The following is an 18,114-nucleotide window of genomic DNA, read 5'->3' on the forward strand; positions in this document are numbered from 1 at the left end:
TTTTTTAATCGAAGAGTTTAAAAGAAATTAGAGATTGGTAATATTTTACAAAAATAGGATATTCACAACTGTTGAAATGTGTTAACTTAGCATTAAGTTGGATGACAAGGGAGAGATACAAGTGATAAAAAAACTGATAGATTTTTCGCTATCAAACAAATTCGCAATTGTGTTAATCGTATTGTTAGTGATTTTAGGTGGCGTTTATTCGAGTTTTAAAATGAGACTAGAACTTTTACCGGATACAGAGCCACCTATGATGACGATTATGACAACGATGCCTGGGGCAACCCCTGAAACTGTCATGAAAGAAGTCAGTGATCCTATTGATGAAGAGATTAGAGGTATGGCAGATGTGACGGACGTCAAAACAGAGTCATTATCTAACGCTTCAATGGTCACAGTGAATTTTGATGATCAAACAGATTTAGATAAAGCAGAACAACAAATACAGAAAACACTGCAAAAAATGAAGTTTCCTGAAGGTGTTCAAGACCCTGAGATTAAGCGTAATTCTATGTATGCTTTTCCTGTCGTGGCCTATTCTTTCTTACATAAAGATAACGATGTTAAGACGACGACAAAAGAAATAGAAAACAATCTCATACCACGTTTACAAGAAATTGAAGGTGTACAACGTGCTACGGCTAATGGTCAAACGGCCCGTGAAGCGACCATTACTTTCGATGAGAAGAAATTACATGAAGTAGGCTTAAATCAGCAACAAGTTTCGGATTACATTAAAGGTGCTACGAAAGAAACGCCATTAGGCCTTTTTCAATTTGGAAACAATGAAAAATCAGTTGTTGTGGACGGACAACTGACTTCTGTTGACGCATTAAAAAATTTAGAAATTCCTTTAGCTATTGCACGTCAGTCTTCTGGCTCATCCCAAAGTCAAAGTAGCGACACAAATGAGGATGGCCAGCAAAGTGAAAATACAGCAATGAGCACACCGCCAAGCGGTTCTGCAGTGCCAGACGCTAAGACCGTTCGGTTAAGTGAATTGGCAGACGTGAAACTTGCAGACGAACGCAACTCCATTTCAAAAACAAATGGTAAAGATGCGGTAGATGTACAAATTGTGAAATCACAAGATGCCAATACAGTAGCTGTAGCAAACAAAGTCGACCAAACGATAAAAGACTTTGTAGACGGAAATTCCGATTTGAAAACAGTCAAGATTATGGATACGGCGAAACCGATTAAAGATGCCTTATCTACAATGATTGAAAAAGCACTTCTTGGTGCTATCGTGGCCATTATTGTTATTTTACTTTTCCTAAGAAATATTAAAATGACAGCGATTTCGGTTGTATCTATCCCATTATCTATTTTAATTGCTATGGTTGCACTCAAACTAACGGATGTCTCTTTAAATATTTTAACTTTAGGAGCACTGACTGTTGCGGTAGGACGTGTTATCGATGATGCGATTGTAGTTATTGAAAATATTTATCGTCGATTGGCTAAAAAAGACGAAACTTTAAGTGGAGAGCGTTTGATTATTGACGCGACGAAAGAAGTATTTATTCCTATTATGTCTTCAACGCTCGTCACAATCGTTGTATTTGCGCCGCTCGCTTTCGTTACAGGATCTGTAGGAGAAATGTTTAGGCCTTTTGCTTATGCGGTAACCTTTAGCTTGCTTGCGTCATTACTCATTTCAATTACGATTGTGCCAGTACTTGGCTCTGTATTCTTTAAAAACGGTTTGAAACGTCAACCTAAACATCATTTAGGGCGAATAAGCCGTGGCTATCGTAAAGTTTTAGGATGGAGCCTTGATCATAAGTGGATTGTAATTATTTTAAGTACACTGATTTTAATAAGTAGTATTGTACTAGGCAGTATGAAAATTGGGACGAGCTTTATTTCTGCTGGAGAAGATAAATTTATGGCGTTAACGTATAAACCAAAGCCAGGAGAGACGAAAGAAAATGTTTTAAAAAATGCTGAGCAAGTACAAAAGTATTTAAATAGTAAAGATAAAGTGCGCAATGTCCAGTATTCAGTAGGAGGACCTTCGCCTGCAGATCCAACAGGAAGTACGAATAGCACGGCATTGATGGTGCAATATGCTTCTGATACGCCGAATTTTGAAACAGAACCCGAACGTGTACTCAAACACATTGCAAAATATAAACATCCCGGAGACTGGAAAAATCTTGATATGAGTTCAGGCGCTGGATCTAACCAATTGGATGTCCAAGTTACAGGACCTTCAACGCATGCAATTCAAGGCACTGTAAAAGAGGTAGAAAAGCGCATAGGCAAAATCGATGGGTTAACGAATGTAAAATCTGACCTCTCTGAAACGTACGAACAATATGAAGTGAAAGTGAATCAAAAACGTGCTGGAGAGAACGGAATTACAGCAGGACAACTGGCTATGTTATTGAATCAAAATATTCCTGACAGTACGATTTCAAAAGTGAAAGAAGGTAAGGAAACGTACGATGTTGTGGTGAAAAACAAAAAGGAAACACAATGGACACAATCTAAACTAGAAAATACACCGGTTCCTTCACCGGTAAATGAAAATCTCAAATTGAGTGATATCGCAACGTTAGAAAAGACGACAACACCGAATTCGTTTGTAAAAGAAGGCGGAGACTACACAAGTACAGTTTCGGCAACGATTTCAGGTAAAGACGTAGGAACGATTACGCAAAACGTAATGAAAACTCTTAATAATATCGACAAACCAAACAATGTTAAAACATCTGTTGGTGGTACGAATGACGACATTAATGAAGCATTCACGCAATTACTTGTTGCCATGCTTGCAGCTGTGATTATCGTGTATTTAGTGCTTGTGCTGACGTTCAAAGGCGGCTTAGCCCCATTTACAATTTTATTCTCCTTACCTTATACCGTCATCGGCGTTGTATTAGCTTTGATTGCCACAGGCGAAACATTATCAGTACCTAGTATGATTGGTTTGCTAATGTTAATTGGTATAGTAGTAACCAACGCAATCGTACTGATAGACCGTGTCATTAACAATGAGAAAAGTGGTATGCCTATGAAAGAAGCATTACTTGAGGCAGGAAGCACGCGTATTCGACCAATATTAATGACGGCAATTGCAACAATTGGCGCTTTAGTTCCATTGCTCTTTGGTCAAAACAGTTCCGTACTTATTTCAAAAGGCTTAGCTGCAACGGTAATTGGCGGATTATTATCATCGACGTTACTGACGCTCATCGTCGTACCTGTCATTTATGAAATTTTATTTACCCTTAAAGCTAAATTAAGACGTAAAAATAAGTGATTTTCAACAATGCATATTAAATCGCATGCGTAATGTAACAATTAAGGGTATAACTTAATAGTACACTGTGAATAAGGCATTAAGTACACACTTAAAAGGGGGAAGGGTCTATACGCTTTCCCCTTTATGTATTTGAAGTGCAGACATTAAGTCTCTATTGATAAACCAATGTGTATGTTTGTTATTAAAGGAGGAGTGCCCATGGACGAGACGTCAATTTTAAAACGCATACCGGAAAGTTATTTTGGTAAAACGATGGGGAAAGCAGTAACACACGGTCCACTGCCGTTAATTAATCTTGCAGTAGGTATTCTTGATGCGAATACGCCAGAAAAAATATTAGACGCGTTAGCGCATGCAATACGAAAAACTGAAAACCAAAAATATTTAGCGTTTCATGGTAAAACAGCTTTTAAACAGGCGATTGTTGATTTTTATTATCGACATTTTAATGTGACACTCAACCCAGAAACAGAAGTTTGTTTATTTTATGGAACGAAAAACGGTCTAGTTGCATTGCCGACATGTGTCATTGAACCTGGTGATGAAGTATTACTCCCTGATCCTGGGTATACAGATTATGAAGCAGGTGTTTTGTTAGCACGTGGTAAGCCGAAGCCTTTAAAGTTATATCCTGAAAATGATTATTTGCCTAAGTGGTCTCATTTAGATACCTCGAATACGAAATTAGTTTATTTAACTTATCCGAATAACCCAACCGGTTCTGTAGCGACACCTAAATTTTTTCAAGAAACTGTCGATTATTTTAAAGGTACTGAGACGTTATTGGTGCATGATTTTGCTTATCAAGCATTTGGTTTTGACGCCCCCAACCCTAGTATATTGAGTGCAAAAGGCGCTAAGTCTCGTGCGATTGAAGTGTTTTCATTTTCAAAAGGTTATAACATGTCGGGGTATCGTGTGGGCTTTGCGGTCGGTAATGAAGCAATGATACGCAATTTAAAAAAATATCATACACATACACAGGCGGGCATGTATGGGGCCTTGCAAGATGCGTGTACGGTGGCTTTAAATGAATATGATGATGTGTTACGTGCTCAAGCAGAATGCTTTAATTTAAGGAGAAAAATAATTGAAGCAAAGCTATCTGAAGCGAACATTCCATTTACACCTATTAAAGGCGGTATTTTCTTATGGTTGCCATGTCCTAAAGGTTATACGAGTGATGCATTTGTAGCGTATTTACTTCAGGAGTGCTCTATTTTGGTTGCGCCAGGCCACCCATTTGGGGAAGAAGGGGAAGGCTACGTTCGGATATCCTTTGCGATTGATGATGTACAACTCAATGAAGCTTTAAAACGACTCTCTGGATTATCGGAGCTATACCGTAATTAAAGTAAAAACGTGCTAAGGTGCGATATAGGCTCCCTTAACACGGTTTTTAATGCGCTATTTAAATGAGTACGATGGTTAGGATAGTGTAAATTATAAAAATTAATACCGTCATCATATTTAAAATCGATACACCTTTAGCATCATTCTTTGAAAACTTAAATGCGGTTGTTTCCACGTTACCAATTAACAAGAGTAAAACGACGAATAACCACCATGTATTCATAAGATGATATGTTAGCGATGTAGCAATAACAAAAATGAGTATAACTGCCATAATTATGCGTAATACACTTGCGAATTTCGAATTCATTTTAAAAATACTGAGGTAACTTACAATTAAATACAATAATGGCAATAAAAGGAAATAAATAAGCATGTCTTTGTCCTTTCTAATCTATCCCTATCACAAAAGATTCTTAATTATTTTGATTGTTGTTGAAGTTGTTGACGTACGTTTGCGATTTGATGTTCAATGGCTTCCAGTTGTTGAATTAAAGGATCTACTTGTTGGCCAGTAGATTCGCGTTTTTCAAGATCACCTTGTAAACGCACGTAATCCATTTTCAATTCTTGAAGTTGGGATTCTAAATTCATAAAAGTTAGCCTCCTTATTTATCGTTATCATTATAACACGCTTAAAACATATTATTACAAGAAAACTGATGTTTAAGCTTATATATTGAATTTCAATTTATCAAGAAACCTCTGTGAAATCAAATTAAAAAGGAGGGCGAATACGAATGACAGAACGCTTTGTGATGATTATAGTATTAATTGTATTAGGTTATGCTTTGAAGCGTTTAGGATATGTTAAAGGGTCAGAAGCGAAAGTATTAACAACATTGGTTTTAAACGTCACGTTACCTTCTGTCGTCATCGCTAATTTAAATAATGTCACGTTAACGCCCGCGCTTTCTGTGTTACCGCTCATGATGATACTTTATGGGTTGCTTACAAAAGGCTTCGTACTGTGGCTATTTTTTAAATATGATAACGAAACGAAAGGGACTGTAGCCATGTTAATAGCTTCTTTGAACATTGGCATTTTTGCGTATCCTTTAGTTCAAGAAATGTGGCCAACGAAAGGGCTCTTATATTTTGGGATGGCAGATTTAGGTGGAGCGTTACTCATGTTTGGTGTAACGTATATTATAGCGGGCTATTATAAAAATGCTAAAAGTATGGTGACTGTGCGTACGATAATCATTAGTTGTTTGAAATCAGTGCCTTTAATGACTTATGTGATTATGCTTTTACTTAATTTAGTACACTTCGAACTGCCAACGGTTATGTTAGATTTTTTTAACATACTGGGGAAAGCGAACTTACCATTGTCTATGATTTTGTTAGGTGTATTACTCGATTTTAAAATCGAACGCCGCTTTTTACCTTTAACGTTAAAATATTTAAGCCTACATTATGGTTTAGGACTCATATGCGGACTGCTCGTATACTTTTTCCTACCTGTATCTGACGATATGATCAAAACAACATTGCAATTAATTTGGTTACTGCCAGTGGGTGTAGCCGTATTATCCTATGCCGTCCAATTTCAATATAAAACACTTCCGATGATTGCGATGGCAAGTAATATTACGGTGGTTATTAACATTTGTATTTTATACATGTATCAATATTTCTTTTTAACGTCTTGAAAGCATAGAAAGGCGTATAAAAGCATAAGCAATTTATGGACGATAAAAAGATGGCTAGAAATGAAAAGAGCGTTATATGCTCTTTTCATTTCTAGCCATTTTGTTGGATAAAGGACAATATTAAAAGATATCAGTTTATTTCAATTAGCGGACGAGTTTAAATTTGCGATATTCAGAAGTCATTTCGAACCCGAACTCGTGGAAACGTTCTACAAGACGATGGTTTTTACTACGGATTTTGAAATGAACATTTTCGATGCCATCACGGGACAAAGCCACATGAATGGCATGTTTAATAAGGTCGAAAGCAATGCCTTTAAGACGATAATGTGTATGGGAAGAAAAATAACGGATTTCGGCGTGGCCTTCTTTTTCATTGATAATTAAATAGAGATAGCCTTTAAGTAAACCTTCAGCCATATATAACATAAGTTGATGATTTTCATTTAGTGAAGTTACTATTTCTTCAGCGTTCATAGCATTATGAGAGAATGTTTCTTCGTGTAATTTTTGAAAATATTTGAAATAAACAGGCTTATAATCAATGATATGATGGAGATTTTCAGTTTCGCCTAAGTCTGTCTGAGTGGAAAGGTGATAATCAGTAAACGTATAAGATGCACCTATCGTTTTCATATAAGCTTTAATATGTTCGTTTTCAGCTGCATATGCAAAATAATAAGTTGCTGCTTGCTCATTATTAGCGATGGCTGCGTTAAACAAATACTCAAAAGCCTCTCCAGTTGGGACATAACCTTTTTTAGTAATTGGGCCAATAACTTTATAACGCTTTTCAATATAAGGAATGCACATGAGCGCCATCTGAATGCTATCTTCATCTTCTAATACAAAAATACCTGTTGTTTTTATCGCTTCATCGAGATACATTTGATAAGCTTTCTCATAATGTATTGGGAGCTTATTAGTATAGGACTGAGAAGTAGCTATATTTTCTCTAATAAAATCTGAAATACGTTCAACGGAAGTGACTTGTGTAACTTTCATAGTGTCCCTCCTTAAAGGTTTCGTTAAACTAATTATAAGTTGTTTTACTAGGAAATGGAAGTATACACGCATATGGCATGTTACAATAACGTTAATATTAAGACGGAACAGGAGAATATCAATGAAATCTTTAGTATTAGCAGAAAAACCATCAGTGGGTAGGGATATTGCTAAAGCATTAAATGTGACCAATGCTAAAAATGGTTACATTGAAAATCAACATTATATTATTACGTGGGCTTTAGGGCATTTAGTGACCAATGCTACACCAGAACAATACGATAAAAAGTACCAACAATGGCGTTTAGAAGATTTACCTATCATTCCTAAATATATGAAGACGGTCGTGATTGGTAAGACGAGAAAGCAATTTAATACGGTACAACATCTTTTGAAAAGAGATGATATTAAAGAAGTGATTATAGCGACAGATGCAGGTCGTGAAGGTGAATTGGTAGCAAGGCTCATCTTAGATAAAGTTCGTATTAAAAAACCGCTTAAACGTTTATGGGTTAGTTCTGTGACGACTAAAGCGATTCAGCAAGGGTTTCGACAGCTTAAAGATGCAAAGCATTATTACCCTTTATATCAAGCAGCTTTAGCTCGAAGTGAAGCTGACTGGATTGTCGGAATTAATGCCACACGTGCATTGACGACACGTTATGATGCGCAACTTTCTTTAGGACGTGTGCAAACGCCGACAATTAAACTCATTCAGCAAAGACAAGAAGAAATCAAAAATTTTACGCCTAAAGCCTACTATACGCTTGAATGTACCGTTGGAGATGCGCGTTTTAAGTTAGAACAACAACAACGTGAATTTGATAAAAAGCCGCTAGAAACTATCGTGTCAAACATGCAGCATCAATTGATGAAAATTGTCAGTGTGCATGAAAAAGAGAAAAAAGCGTATCCGGGACGTTTATTTAATTTAACAGATTTACAACAAACTGCATATCAACGGTACAAAATAGGGGCAAAACAGACTTTAAATGCGTTACAAAGTTTATACGAGCGCCATAAAGTGTTAACGTATCCGAGAACGGATTCAAATTATTTAACAACAGATATGGTTGGGACGATAAAAGAACGAATTCAGGCGACGATGGCCACAGAGTATAAAGCGCACGCGCAAACGCTTGTGCACAAATCATATACTGCTAAACATCCATGCATTAATAATCAAAAAGTATCTGATCACCATGCTATTATTCCTACAGAAGTACGACCGAATATGGATGATTTAGGAGCGAATGAAAAGAAGGTTTACCTCCTTGTTGCACAACGTTTTCTTGAAGTGTTATCTGAACCTTATCGTTACATCGAACGTCGCGTGACAGGACAAATCGGCAAACATCACTTCATCTATAAAAATGATGAAACGGTTCAGTTAGGTTATAAAGCGTTGAATAAAGAGGAGCGACATAATGAACAGCGAGTAACATTTACAAAAGATGAAACAAAACAAATTTCAAATGTGCAGATTGTTACGCATCAAACGACACCGCCTGCTTATTTTAATGAGGGGACGTTGCTGAAAGCTATGGAACACCCAGAGCAATTTTTCAAGCTGGATAATAAGCAGTCCGCTGAAACGCTCAAAGCGACAGGGGGCATCGGGACAGTTGCAACGCGCGCAGACATCATAGAAAAATTATTTAATATGAATGCGATTGAAAGTCATGACGGTAAATTGAAAGTAACTTCAAAAGGGGCTCAAATTTTATCATTGGCGCCTCAAGCGTTGACCTCTCCTATGCTTACTGCTGAATGGGAGGACAAGTTGCTTCGAATTGAAAAAGGACAATATAAACGTCAACAATTTATTGAAGAAATGAAACAGTTTACGAATAACGTGATTCATACTATTAAAGAAAGTGATCAAAAATATAAGCACGATAATTTAACATCAGCCGAATGTCCAACGTGTGGTAAATTTATGCTTAAAGTTAAAACAAAGAATGGTTCTATGCTTGTATGTCAAGATCCATCATGTAAGACAAAAAAAGACGTTAAAACACAGACTAAAGCGAGATGTCCGCAATGTAAGAAGCGGTTGACTAAATTTGGAACAGGTCCTCAAGCAACGTATCGCTGTGTATGTGGTCATACAGAAACACAAGCACAAATGAATCTACGCTTAAAATCAAAAGGTAAGGACAAAGTATCGAAACGTGATATGAAGAAGTATATGAAAGAAGATGACATTGACAACAATCCATTTAAAGATGCTTTAAAAGGATTGAAATTATGACGAAAATCGAACTTAAATAATCATTTAGTATATAAAGTTCGGAAATTTTGTTGAAAATTGCGTTTTGACATATTAAAATATGAAAGTATTTTGATAAAAGGAGATAATTAAAGTGAAGCGATACTTCCGTTTTGATGAACATCAAACGAATTATAAACGTGAAATCCTTGGTGGATTAACAACGTTTTTGTCTATGGCGTATATCTTAGCAGTGAACCCACAAATTTTAAGTTTAGCAGGTGTAGATGGGGTGCCTGCAGATCAAAAAATGGACCAAGGCGCTATCTTTGTAGCAACGGCACTAGCCGCTTTTATAGGTTGCTTATTTATGGGAATTATAGCGAGATATCCGATTGCACTAGCGCCAGGAATGGGACTGAATGCATTTTTTGCATTTACAGTTGTATTAACGATGGGAATCCCATGGCAAACAGGTTTGACTGGCGTACTTTTTTCAGGCTTTATATTTGCTATCTTAACAGCTACAGGGTTACGAGAAACGATAATTAATGCCATCCCTTTTGAAATGAAAATGGCCGTTTCTTCAGGGATAGGACTATTTATTACTTTTGTAGGTTTGCAAAGTTCAGGTATTATTACGAAACAAGATGCGACGCTCGTCACATTAGGTAAATTAACAGAACCACATGTATTATTAGCAGTCTTTGGTATTATTATTACGATTGTTTTATATGCTAAAAAGGTACCGGGCGCGATATTTATTGGAATGGTTTTAACAGCAATAGCTGGACTTGTAACACATCAAATTGCACCGCCGTCAGGTGTTATTGGTAAAGTACCTAGCATTGCGCCAACTTTTGGTGCCGCATTTGAAGCATTTCAAGATCCTGCACAACTTTTCACAGTACAATTTTTGATTGTTATTTTGACATTTTTATTCATTGATTTCTTTGATACAGCAGGTACGATTGTGGCAGTTGCCTCACAGGCTGGATTTATGAAGAATAATCGATTGCCTAGAGCAGGACGCGCACTATTCTCAGATTCATTGGCGACAATGGTTGGTGCTGTTTTCGGCACAACAACGACGACATCATATATTGAATCGACTTCTGGTGTAGCGGTAGGTGCGCGCACAGGTTTCGCAAGTATAATTACAGGTATCTGCTTTTTATTAGCGTTATTTTTTAGCCCGCTAATGGCAGTCGTAACACCAGCTGTAACGACACCAGCTTTAGTTGTTGTTGGTGTATTAATGGCATCAAGTTTAGCATCTATTAGTTGGAAGAATTTCGAAGTAGCAGTACCGGCATTTGTGACCATTATTATGATGCCATTATCTTATTCTATTGCAACAGGTATCGCATGCGGGTTCATTTTTTACCCAATTACAATGGTTTTAACGAAACGTCATAGAGAAGTCCATCCAATCATGTATGGTTTACTCGCAATATTCATTTTATATTTCATATTCGTGCACGGTTAAAATTAAGACAAGATAGGGTAGCGCATGAAGGTGAGCGCTTATGCCATACTAGACATTTAAAGTTTATAGTTGTTGTCTAAGTTACAAAGCTTTTTCAATCTAGACAATTCTGTGGAGGCAATCCCGTAATCAAAACGATTTCGGGATTGCCTCTTTTCTTTCATTTATATAGGAAAAAAATAGCGGGATTAAAAAAAGTTAAGAAAAACGTATCTAAAAAATATTGAAGGAATTCGGAAAAAAGTATTGATGTAGTGGCTTATATGAAGTAAAATAATATGGTATGTGAATTAGACAGAAGATTTTACAAGAAAAGGTTGAATTATCCATTCTTTTCGTGTAAAATGTCTAATGTTGGACTTTTAATGCGATGAAGCGAAAGGTTACTGACACACCCGGCCGCTTTGCCATGGCGTTGTGTAAGATAGTTTTCGTGGAGAAGTCTTATCACTAATGAAGACGAATAAGGAGGGTAAATTATGGCAAAACAAAAAATCAGAATCAGATTAAAAGCTTATGATCACCGTGTAATCGATCAATCAGCTGAAAAAATTGTTGAAACTGCGAAACGTTCTGGTGCAGACGTATCAGGACCAATCCCATTACCAACAGAAAAATCAGTGTACACAATCATCCGTGCGGTGCATAAGTACAAAGATTCTCGTGAGCAATTCGAACAACGTACACACAAACGTTTAATCGACATTGTTAACCCTACACCAAAAACAGTAGATGCTTTAATGGGCTTAAACTTACCATCAGGTGTAGACATCGAAATTAAATTATAATAGAAAATTTTAGGAGGTGGACTTTCGATGACCAAAGGAATCTTAGGAAGAAAAATTGGAATGACACAAGTATTCGGTGAAAACGGAGACTTAATTCCAGTAACAGTAGTAGAAGCAAAAGGAAATTTAGTATTACAAAAGAAAACTGAAGAAATCGATGGCTACAACGCTATACAAATCGGTTTTGATGACAAATTAGCTTACAAAAAAGATAGCAAAACAAACAAATACGCAAACAAACCAGCTGAAGGTCATGCTAAAAAAGCTGGCGTTGCACCTAAGCGCTTCATTCGTGAATTCAGAAACATTGATACTGAAGCATACGAAGTAGGTCAAGAAGTCTCAGTAGATACATTCGAAGCAGGCGACATTATTGACGTAACAGGAACTTCAAAAGGTAAAGGCTTCCAAGGTGCGATTAAGCGTCACAACCAATCTCGCGGACCAATGTCACACGGTTCTCATTTCCACAGAGCACCAGGTTCAATCGGTATGGCGTCAGATGCGTCACGCGTATTTAAAGGACAAAAATTACCAGGCCGTATGGGCGGTAATACTGTCACTGTTCAAAACTTAGAAGTTGTTCAAGTAGACACGGAAAACAACGTGATTTTAGTTAAAGGTAACGTACCTGGACCTAAAAAAGGTTTTGTTCAAATCCAAACAGCAGTTAAAGCTAACAAATAATAAGTAGCGAAAGGAGGAAATGCATAATGGCAAATTATGATGTATTAAAAGTTGACGGATCTAAAGCTGGTTCAGTTGAACTTAGCGATGCAGTATTCGCAATCGAACCTAACAATGAAGTATTATTCGAAGCGATTAACTTACAACGCGCTTCATTACGCCAAGGAACACACGCGGTTAAAAATCGTTCAGCTGTTCGTGGTGGTGGACGTAAACCATGGAGACAAAAAGGTACTGGACGTGCGCGTCAAGGTACAATCCGTGCTCCACAATGGCGCGGTGGTGGCGTAGTATTTGGTCCAACACCAAGAAGCTACGGCTACAAAATGCCTAAAAAAATGCGTCGTTTAGCATTACGTTCTGCATTATCTTACAAAGTTCAAGAAAATGGACTTAAAATCGTTGATAACTTCAACTTAGACGCACCAAAAACAAAAGACTTCAAAACAACATTAACTAACTTAGAATTACCTAAGAAAGTTTTAGTTGTAACACTTGGTGAAGATGTAAACGTTGAATTATCTGCACGTAACATCCCTGGTGTTCAAATCACTACTCCTGAAGGATTAAACGTATTAGATTTAACACACGCTGACAGTGTTTTAATCACTGAAGAAGCAGTTAAAAAAGTTGAGGAGGTGCTCGGATAATGGAAGCTAGAGACATTCTAAAGCGCCCCGTAATCACTGAAAAATCATCTGAAGCAATGGCTGAGGACAAATACACATTCGATGTAGATGTACGTGCTAACAAAACACAAGTTAAAACAGCTGTTGAAGAAATCTTCGATGTAAAAGTAGCGAATGTAAACATCATTAACTACAAACCTAAAAAGAAACGTATGGGCCGTTACCAAGGCTATACAAACAAACGCCGTAAAGCTATCGTAACTTTAAAAGAAGGTCAAATCGACTTATTCAACTAAAAAATTATACCAATAAGGAGGTAAGCGACAATGGCATTAAAACATTATAAGCCAATTACAAATGGTCGTCGTAATATGACTACTTTAGATTTTGCTGAAATTACAGAATCTAAACCTGAAAAGTCATTATTACAACCGCTACCGAAAAAAGCGGGTCGTAACAACCAAGGTAAATTGACTGTACGTCATCATGGTGGCGGACACAAACGTCAATACCGTGTGATTGATTTCAAACGTAATAAAGATGGAATTGCTGGTAAAGTTGATTCTATCCAATATGATCCAAACAGATCAGCAAACATTGCATTAATCGTATACGCAGATGGTGAGAAACGTTACATCATCGCACCTAAAGGATTACAAGTAGGTCAAATTATTGAAAGTGGTTCTGAAGCTGACATCAAAGTTGGTAACGCACTTCAATTAAAAGACATTCCTGTAGGTACAGTAATTCACAATATCGAGTTAAAACCAGGTCGTGGCGGTCAAATCGCACGTTCAGCTGGTGCTAGTGCTCAAGTATTAGGTAAAGAAGGTAAATACGTTCTTGTAAGACTTCGTTCTGGTGAAGTACGTATGATTCTTTCAACTTGCCGTGCTACAGTTGGTCAAGTTGGTAACCTTCAACACGAACTTGTAAACGTTGGTAAAGCTGGTAAATCTAGATGGTTAGGTAAAAGACCTACTGTTCGTGGTTCTGTAATGAACCCTAACGATCACCCACACGGTGGTGGTGAAGGCCGTGCGCCAATCGGACGTCCATCTCCAATGTCACCTTGGGGTAAACCAACGCTTGGTAAGAAAACACGTCGTGGTAAGAAACATTCTGACAAACTTATCGTACGTAGACGTAAGAAAAAATAAAAATAGCTTATTTGGGTGTGCGGCTTCTTAGCTGCACGCACACAATAAGAAAGGAGGCGCCACTATGGCTCGTAGTATTAAAAAGGGACCTTTCGTCGATGATCATTTAATGAAAAAAGTTGAAGCTCAAGGCGACAGCGAAAAGAAACAAGTAATCAAAACATGGTCACGTCGTTCAACAATTTTCCCAAACTTCATTGGACACACATTTGCAGTATATGATGGTCGCAAACACGTACCTGTATACGTAACTGAAGATATGGTTGGTCACAAATTAGGTGAATTTGCTCCAACACGTACTTTCAAAGGACACGCTGCAGACGACAAGAAAACAAGAAGATAATATTGACTAGTAAGTAGAGGAGGAAAAACGAATGGAAGCAAAAGCGGTTGCTAGAACAATCAGAATCGCACCTCGTAAAGTTAGATTAGTATTAGATCTAATTAGAGGAAAAGACGTAAGAGAAGCAGTAGCTATTTTAAAAGTAACAAACAAAGCTTCTTCTCCAGTAGTAGAAAAATTATTAATGTCCGCTTTAGCTAATGCTGAGCACAACTATGGTATGAACACTGACGAATTAGTTGTAAAAGAAGCTTACGCTAATGAAGGACCAACATTAAAACGTTTCCGTCCACGTGCTCAAGGACGCGCTAGCGCAATTAACAAAAGAACAAGCCACATTACTATCGTAGTAAGTGATGGTAAAGAAGAAGCACAAGAAGCTTAATAAATACTAAGGAGGGAATACCGTGGGTCAAAAAATTAATCCAATCGGACTTCGTGTTGGTGTAATTCGCGACTGGGAAGCGAAATGGTTCGCTGAAAAAGATTTCGCATCATTATTACACGAAGACTTAAAAATTCGTAAATTTATTGATAATGCATTAAAAGATGCAGCAGTATCTCACGTAGATATCGAACGTGCTGCTAACCGCATTAACATCGCAATTCATACTGGTAAACCAGGTATGGTAATCGGTAAAGGCGGTTCAGAGATCGAAAAACTTCGTAACAAGTTAAACCAATTAACTGATAAAAAAGTACACATCAACGTTGTTGAAATCAAGAAAGTTGATTTAAACGCACGTTTAGTTGCTGAAAATATCGCACGTCAATTAGAAAACCGTGCATCATTCCGCCGTGTACAAAAACAAGCAATCGGAAGAGCTATGAAACTTGGTGCTAAAGGTATCAAAACTCAAGTATCAGGTCGTTTAGGTGGCGCTGACATCGCGCGTGCTGAACAATATTCTGAAGGAACTGTACCACTTCATACATTACGTGCAGACATCGACTATGCACATGCTGAAGCTGACACAACTTATGGTAAGTTAGGTGTTAAAGTATGGATCTATCGTGGTGAAGTTCTTCCTACTAAGAAAAATAGTGAAGGAGGAAAATAATTATGTTACTACCAAAGCGTGTAAAATATCGTCGTCAACATCGTCCTGACACTAAAGGTCGTTCAAAAGGCGGTAACTACGTAACATTTGGCGAATTTGGTTTACAAGCAACAACAACATCTTGGATCACTTCTCGTCAAATCGAATCAGCTCGTATCGCTATGACACGTTACATGAAACGTGGCGGGAAAGTTTGGATTAAAATCTTCCCTCATACACCATATACTAAAAAACCTTTAGAAGTACGTATGGGTGCTGGTAAAGGTGCGGTAGAAGGCTGGATCGCAGTTGTAAAACCAGGTCGTATTTTATTTGAAGTTGCAGGCGTATCTGAAGAAGTTGCGCGTGAAGCATTACGTTTAGCGAGCCACAAACTTCCAGTTAAAACGAAGTTTGTAAAACGTGAAGAATTGGGTGGTGAAACAAATGAAAGCTAAGGAAATTAGAGACTTAACCACTTCAGAAATCGAAGAGCAAATCAAATCATCGAAAGAAGAGCTTTTTAACCTACGCTTTCAATTAGCTACAGGTCAATTAGAAGAGACGGCACGTATCAAGACAGTCAGAAAAACAATTGCACGTCTTAAAACTGTTGCACGTGAAAGAGAATTAGAACAAGGAAAAGCAAACCAATAATAGTTGAAAGAGGAGGTTACTAAAGTGAGCGAAAGAAATGATCGTAAAGTTTACGTTGGTAAAGTAGTTTCAGACAAAATGGATAAAACAGTAACTGTTTTAGTTGAAACATACAAAACACACAAACTATATGGTAAACGTGTTAAATATTCTAAAAAATATAAAACACATGACGAAAACAATTCAGCTAAACTAGGAGATATCGTTAAAATTCAAGAAACTCGTCCTTTATCAGCGACAAAGCGTTTCCGTTTAGTAGAAATTGTCGAAGAATCAGTAATTATTTAATGACTATTTAAAGATAAGGGAGGTTTAAACATGATCCAACAAGAAACACGTTTGAAAGTAGCAGACAACTCTGGTGCTCGTGAAGTACTTACAATCAAAGTATTAGGTGGATCTGGCCGTAAAACAGCTAACATCGGTGACGTTATCGTAGCAACTGTTAAAAATGCTACACCAGGAGGCGTTGTTAAGAAAGGCGATGTTGTTAAAGCTGTAGTGGTACGTACAAAATCAGGCGTACGTCGTAAAGACGGTTCTTACATCAAATTTGATGAAAATGCATGTGTTATCATTCGTGACGACAAAGGACCACGTGGTACACGTATCTTCGGTCCAGTAGCGCGTGAATTACGTGAAGGAAACTTTATGAAAATTGTTTCCCTTGCACCAGAAGTACTTTAATTTATAAAATCTAAATCACAATTCAAGGAGGTGCCCACATGCATATCAAAAAAGGTGACAACGTAATCGTTATCGCAGGTAAAGACAAAGGTAAAACTGGTAAAGTTGTAGCAACTGAACCTAAAAAAGACCGTGTCGTTGTGGAAGGTGTAAACGTAGTTAAAAAGCACCAAAAACCAACTCAAATCAATCCTGAAGGTGGAATCTTAGAAACTGAAGCAGCTATTCATGTTTCTAACGTACAATTATTAGACCCTAAAACAAACAAACCTACACGTGTAGGCTACAAATTTGTTGATGGTAAAAAAGTAAGAATCGCTAAAAAATCAGGCGAAGAAATCAAGTCTAATAAATAATAAAAGTTGAAAGGAGGATCCACTTTGAACCGTTTAAAAGAAAAATTTAACACAGAAGTTAGTGAGAACTTAGTTAAAAAATTCAACTATAGCTCAGTAATGGAAGTACCAAAAATCGATAAAATCGTAGTCAACATGGGTGTTGGTGATGCAGTTCAAAACTCTAAAGTATTAGATACAGCAGTTGAGGAGTTAACAGCAATCACAGGTCAAAAACCTTTAATCACTAAAGCTAAAAAATCAGTTGCGACTTTCCGTTTACGTGAAGGTATGCCAATTGGTGCTAAAGTAACATTACGTGGTGAAAGAATGTATGAATTCTTAGATAAATTAATCTCTGTTTCATTACCACGTGTACGTGACTTCCGTGGTGTTTCTAAAAATGCATTTGATGGTCGCGGTAACTACACTTTAGGTGTTAAAGAACAATTAATTTTCCCTGAGATCGATTATGATAAAGTATCAAAAGTTCGAGGAATGGATATCGTTATCGTAACTACTGCTAACACTGACGAGGAAGCTCGTGAATTGTTAACACAATTCGGTATGCCATTTCAAAAATAATCTCTAAAGGAGGCTAATTAAGTGGCTAAAAAATCAATGGTTGCTAAGCAACAAAAGAAACAAAAGTTCCAAGTCCGTGAATATACACGTTGTGAACGTTGTGGTCGTCCACATTCTGTATATCGTAAATTCAAGCTTTGCCGTATTTGTTTCCGTGAATTAGCTTATAAAGGTCAAATTCCTGGCGTACGTAAAGCTAGCTGGTAAAA

At 37.2% G+C, this 18,114-nt stretch carries 23 protein-coding genes; 20 read left to right on the forward strand and 3 right to left on the reverse strand.

The window, feature by feature from the left end:
* Positions 1–121: 121 nt before the first annotated feature.
* Together LN051_RS02570 and LN051_RS02575 are read left to right on the forward strand one after the other, a co-directional pair.
* Positions 122–3,277 (forward strand): efflux RND transporter permease subunit, encoded by a 3,156-nt coding sequence (locus LN051_RS02570; protein WP_229293065.1) that lies wholly within the window; start codon positions 122–124, stop codon positions 3,275–3,277.
* 201 nt (positions 3,278–3,478) lie between these two features.
* On the forward strand, positions 3,479–4,633 hold the full coding sequence (locus LN051_RS02575) for an aminotransferase class I/II-fold pyridoxal phosphate-dependent enzyme (RefSeq protein WP_229293066.1): 1,155 nt from the start codon (positions 3,479–3,481) through the stop codon (positions 4,631–4,633).
* 58 nt (positions 4,634–4,691) lie between these two features.
* Here LN051_RS02575 and mspA read toward each other — a convergent pair whose 3' ends face one another.
* Together mspA and LN051_RS02585 are read right to left on the reverse strand one after the other, a co-directional pair.
* A complete protein-coding gene (gene mspA / locus LN051_RS02580) occupies positions 4,692–5,009 on the reverse strand; it encodes a membrane stabilizing protein MspA (RefSeq protein WP_229293067.1) in 318 nt (105 codons plus the stop codon).
* Between the two features lie 44 nt (positions 5,010–5,053).
* Positions 5,054–5,227, reverse strand: coding sequence for an SE1832 family protein (locus tag LN051_RS02585; protein WP_229293068.1), 174 nt, complete (start codon positions 5,225–5,227; stop codon positions 5,054–5,056).
* Positions 5,228–5,373: 146 nt separating this feature from the next.
* Between LN051_RS02585 and LN051_RS02590 the strand changes: the two genes are divergently transcribed.
* A complete protein-coding gene (locus LN051_RS02590; RefSeq protein WP_229293069.1) occupies positions 5,374–6,288 on the forward strand; it encodes an AEC family transporter in 915 nt (304 codons plus the stop codon).
* 144 nt (positions 6,289–6,432) lie between these two features.
* Here the strand turns inward: LN051_RS02590 and LN051_RS02595 are convergent, their stop codons facing one another.
* Positions 6,433–7,293, reverse strand: a complete 861-nt coding sequence (locus tag LN051_RS02595; protein ID WP_229293070.1) for a GNAT family N-acetyltransferase — start codon at positions 7,291–7,293, stop codon at positions 6,433–6,435.
* Between the two features lie 121 nt (positions 7,294–7,414).
* On the opposite strand from LN051_RS02595, the gene LN051_RS02600 reads away from it, so the two are divergent.
* From LN051_RS02600 to LN051_RS02680, 17 genes are all read left to right on the forward strand, one after another.
* On the forward strand, positions 7,415–9,547 hold the full coding sequence (locus tag LN051_RS02600; protein ID WP_229293071.1) for a DNA topoisomerase III: 2,133 nt from the start codon (positions 7,415–7,417) through the stop codon (positions 9,545–9,547).
* Positions 9,548–9,659: 112 nt separating this feature from the next.
* Positions 9,660–10,994, forward strand: a complete 1,335-nt coding sequence (locus tag LN051_RS02605; protein ID WP_229293072.1) for an NCS2 family permease — start codon at positions 9,660–9,662, stop codon at positions 10,992–10,994.
* Between the two features lie 479 nt (positions 10,995–11,473).
* Positions 11,474–11,782: a 30S ribosomal protein S10 gene (gene rpsJ / locus LN051_RS02610; RefSeq protein WP_001118667.1), complete on the forward strand. Its 309-nt coding sequence runs from the start codon at positions 11,474–11,476 to the stop codon at positions 11,780–11,782.
* Between the two features lie 27 nt (positions 11,783–11,809).
* Positions 11,810–12,469: a 50S ribosomal protein L3 gene (gene rplC, locus LN051_RS02615; RefSeq protein ID WP_229293073.1), complete on the forward strand. Its 660-nt coding sequence runs from the start codon at positions 11,810–11,812 to the stop codon at positions 12,467–12,469.
* A 26-nt stretch (positions 12,470–12,495) separates the two neighbouring features.
* Complete coding sequence (gene rplD / locus LN051_RS02620; protein ID WP_229293074.1) at positions 12,496–13,119, forward strand: 50S ribosomal protein L4; 624 nt, start codon at positions 12,496–12,498, stop codon at positions 13,117–13,119.
* Entirely contained in the window at positions 13,119–13,394 is a 276-nt protein-coding gene (gene rplW / locus LN051_RS02625) for a 50S ribosomal protein L23 (RefSeq protein ID WP_044359574.1), read from the forward strand. The genes rplD and rplW overlap by 1 nt, the downstream gene beginning before the upstream one ends.
* 30 nt (positions 13,395–13,424) lie before the next feature.
* Entirely contained in the window at positions 13,425–14,258 is an 834-nt protein-coding gene (rplB, locus tag LN051_RS02630; protein ID WP_229293075.1) for a 50S ribosomal protein L2, read from the forward strand.
* Between the two features lie 64 nt (positions 14,259–14,322).
* On the forward strand, positions 14,323–14,601 hold the full coding sequence (rpsS, locus tag LN051_RS02635; protein ID WP_014613216.1) for a 30S ribosomal protein S19: 279 nt from the start codon (positions 14,323–14,325) through the stop codon (positions 14,599–14,601).
* Between the two features lie 31 nt (positions 14,602–14,632).
* Positions 14,633–14,986 (forward strand): 50S ribosomal protein L22, encoded by a 354-nt coding sequence (gene rplV / locus LN051_RS02640; protein WP_229293076.1) that lies wholly within the window; start codon positions 14,633–14,635, stop codon positions 14,984–14,986.
* Positions 14,987–15,008: 22 nt separating this feature from the next.
* Entirely contained in the window at positions 15,009–15,662 is a 654-nt protein-coding gene (gene rpsC, locus LN051_RS02645; RefSeq protein WP_229293077.1) for a 30S ribosomal protein S3, read from the forward strand.
* Between the two features lie 2 nt (positions 15,663–15,664).
* Entirely contained in the window at positions 15,665–16,099 is a 435-nt protein-coding gene (gene rplP / locus LN051_RS02650; RefSeq protein WP_037567112.1) for a 50S ribosomal protein L16, read from the forward strand.
* On the forward strand, positions 16,089–16,298 hold the full coding sequence (gene rpmC / locus LN051_RS02655) for a 50S ribosomal protein L29 (protein ID WP_014613220.1): 210 nt from the start codon (positions 16,089–16,091) through the stop codon (positions 16,296–16,298). The genes rplP and rpmC overlap by 11 nt, the downstream gene beginning before the upstream one ends.
* A gap of 24 nt (positions 16,299–16,322) precedes the next feature.
* The gene (rpsQ, locus tag LN051_RS02660; RefSeq protein WP_037567114.1) at positions 16,323–16,586 is read left to right on the forward strand and encodes a 30S ribosomal protein S17; all 264 of its coding nucleotides are present in this window, start codon (positions 16,323–16,325) and stop codon (positions 16,584–16,586) included.
* A 30-nt stretch (positions 16,587–16,616) separates the two neighbouring features.
* On the forward strand, positions 16,617–16,985 hold the full coding sequence (gene rplN, locus LN051_RS02665; protein ID WP_014613222.1) for a 50S ribosomal protein L14: 369 nt from the start codon (positions 16,617–16,619) through the stop codon (positions 16,983–16,985).
* Positions 16,986–17,023: 38 nt separating this feature from the next.
* A complete protein-coding gene (rplX, locus tag LN051_RS02670) occupies positions 17,024–17,341 on the forward strand; it encodes a 50S ribosomal protein L24 (protein WP_037567116.1) in 318 nt (105 codons plus the stop codon).
* A 24-nt stretch (positions 17,342–17,365) separates the two neighbouring features.
* Complete coding sequence (gene rplE, locus LN051_RS02675) at positions 17,366–17,905, forward strand: 50S ribosomal protein L5 (protein ID WP_037574785.1); 540 nt, start codon at positions 17,366–17,368, stop codon at positions 17,903–17,905.
* A 21-nt stretch (positions 17,906–17,926) separates the two neighbouring features.
* Positions 17,927–18,112, forward strand: coding sequence for a type Z 30S ribosomal protein S14 (locus tag LN051_RS02680; RefSeq protein WP_229293078.1), 186 nt, complete (start codon positions 17,927–17,929; stop codon positions 18,110–18,112).
* Positions 18,113–18,114: the final 2 nt, after the last annotated feature.

Source organism: Staphylococcus ratti, assembly GCF_020883535.1.
GTDB lineage: Bacteria > Bacillota > Bacilli > Staphylococcales > Staphylococcaceae > Staphylococcus > Staphylococcus ratti.

What these genes read in the sequence shown, in the direction of transcription:
- mspA (WP_229293067.1), bottom strand. Translation starts at nt 5,009, where the DNA reads ATGCTTATTTATTTCCTTTTATTGCCATTATTGTATTTAATTGTAAGT.
- rpsS (WP_014613216.1), top strand. Translation starts at nt 14,323, where the DNA reads ATGGCTCGTAGTATTAAAAAGGGACCTTTCGTCGATGATCATTTAATG.
- rplX (WP_037567116.1), top strand. Translation starts at nt 17,024, where the DNA reads ATGCATATCAAAAAAGGTGACAACGTAATCGTTATCGCAGGTAAAGAC.
- rplD (WP_229293074.1), top strand. Translation starts at nt 12,496, where the DNA reads ATGGCAAATTATGATGTATTAAAAGTTGACGGATCTAAAGCTGGTTCA.
- rplC (WP_229293073.1), top strand. Translation starts at nt 11,810, where the DNA reads ATGACCAAAGGAATCTTAGGAAGAAAAATTGGAATGACACAAGTATTC.
- rplN (WP_014613222.1), top strand. Translation starts at nt 16,617, where the DNA reads ATGATCCAACAAGAAACACGTTTGAAAGTAGCAGACAACTCTGGTGCT.
- rpsJ (WP_001118667.1), top strand. Translation starts at nt 11,474, where the DNA reads ATGGCAAAACAAAAAATCAGAATCAGATTAAAAGCTTATGATCACCGT.
- LN051_RS02575 (WP_229293066.1), top strand. Translation starts at nt 3,479, where the DNA reads ATGGACGAGACGTCAATTTTAAAACGCATACCGGAAAGTTATTTTGGT.
- LN051_RS02590 (WP_229293069.1), top strand. Translation starts at nt 5,374, where the DNA reads ATGACAGAACGCTTTGTGATGATTATAGTATTAATTGTATTAGGTTAT.
- LN051_RS02600 (WP_229293071.1), top strand. Translation starts at nt 7,415, where the DNA reads ATGAAATCTTTAGTATTAGCAGAAAAACCATCAGTGGGTAGGGATATT.
- LN051_RS02585 (WP_229293068.1), bottom strand. Translation starts at nt 5,227, where the DNA reads ATGAATTTAGAATCCCAACTTCAAGAATTGAAAATGGATTACGTGCGT.
- rplW (WP_044359574.1), top strand. Translation starts at nt 13,119, where the DNA reads ATGGAAGCTAGAGACATTCTAAAGCGCCCCGTAATCACTGAAAAATCA.
- rplB (WP_229293075.1), top strand. Translation starts at nt 13,425, where the DNA reads ATGGCATTAAAACATTATAAGCCAATTACAAATGGTCGTCGTAATATG.
- rplP (WP_037567112.1), top strand. Translation starts at nt 15,665, where the DNA reads ATGTTACTACCAAAGCGTGTAAAATATCGTCGTCAACATCGTCCTGAC.
- LN051_RS02595 (WP_229293070.1), bottom strand. Translation starts at nt 7,293, where the DNA reads ATGAAAGTTACACAAGTCACTTCCGTTGAACGTATTTCAGATTTTATT.
- rplV (WP_229293076.1), top strand. Translation starts at nt 14,633, where the DNA reads ATGGAAGCAAAAGCGGTTGCTAGAACAATCAGAATCGCACCTCGTAAA.
- rpmC (WP_014613220.1), top strand. Translation starts at nt 16,089, where the DNA reads ATGAAAGCTAAGGAAATTAGAGACTTAACCACTTCAGAAATCGAAGAG.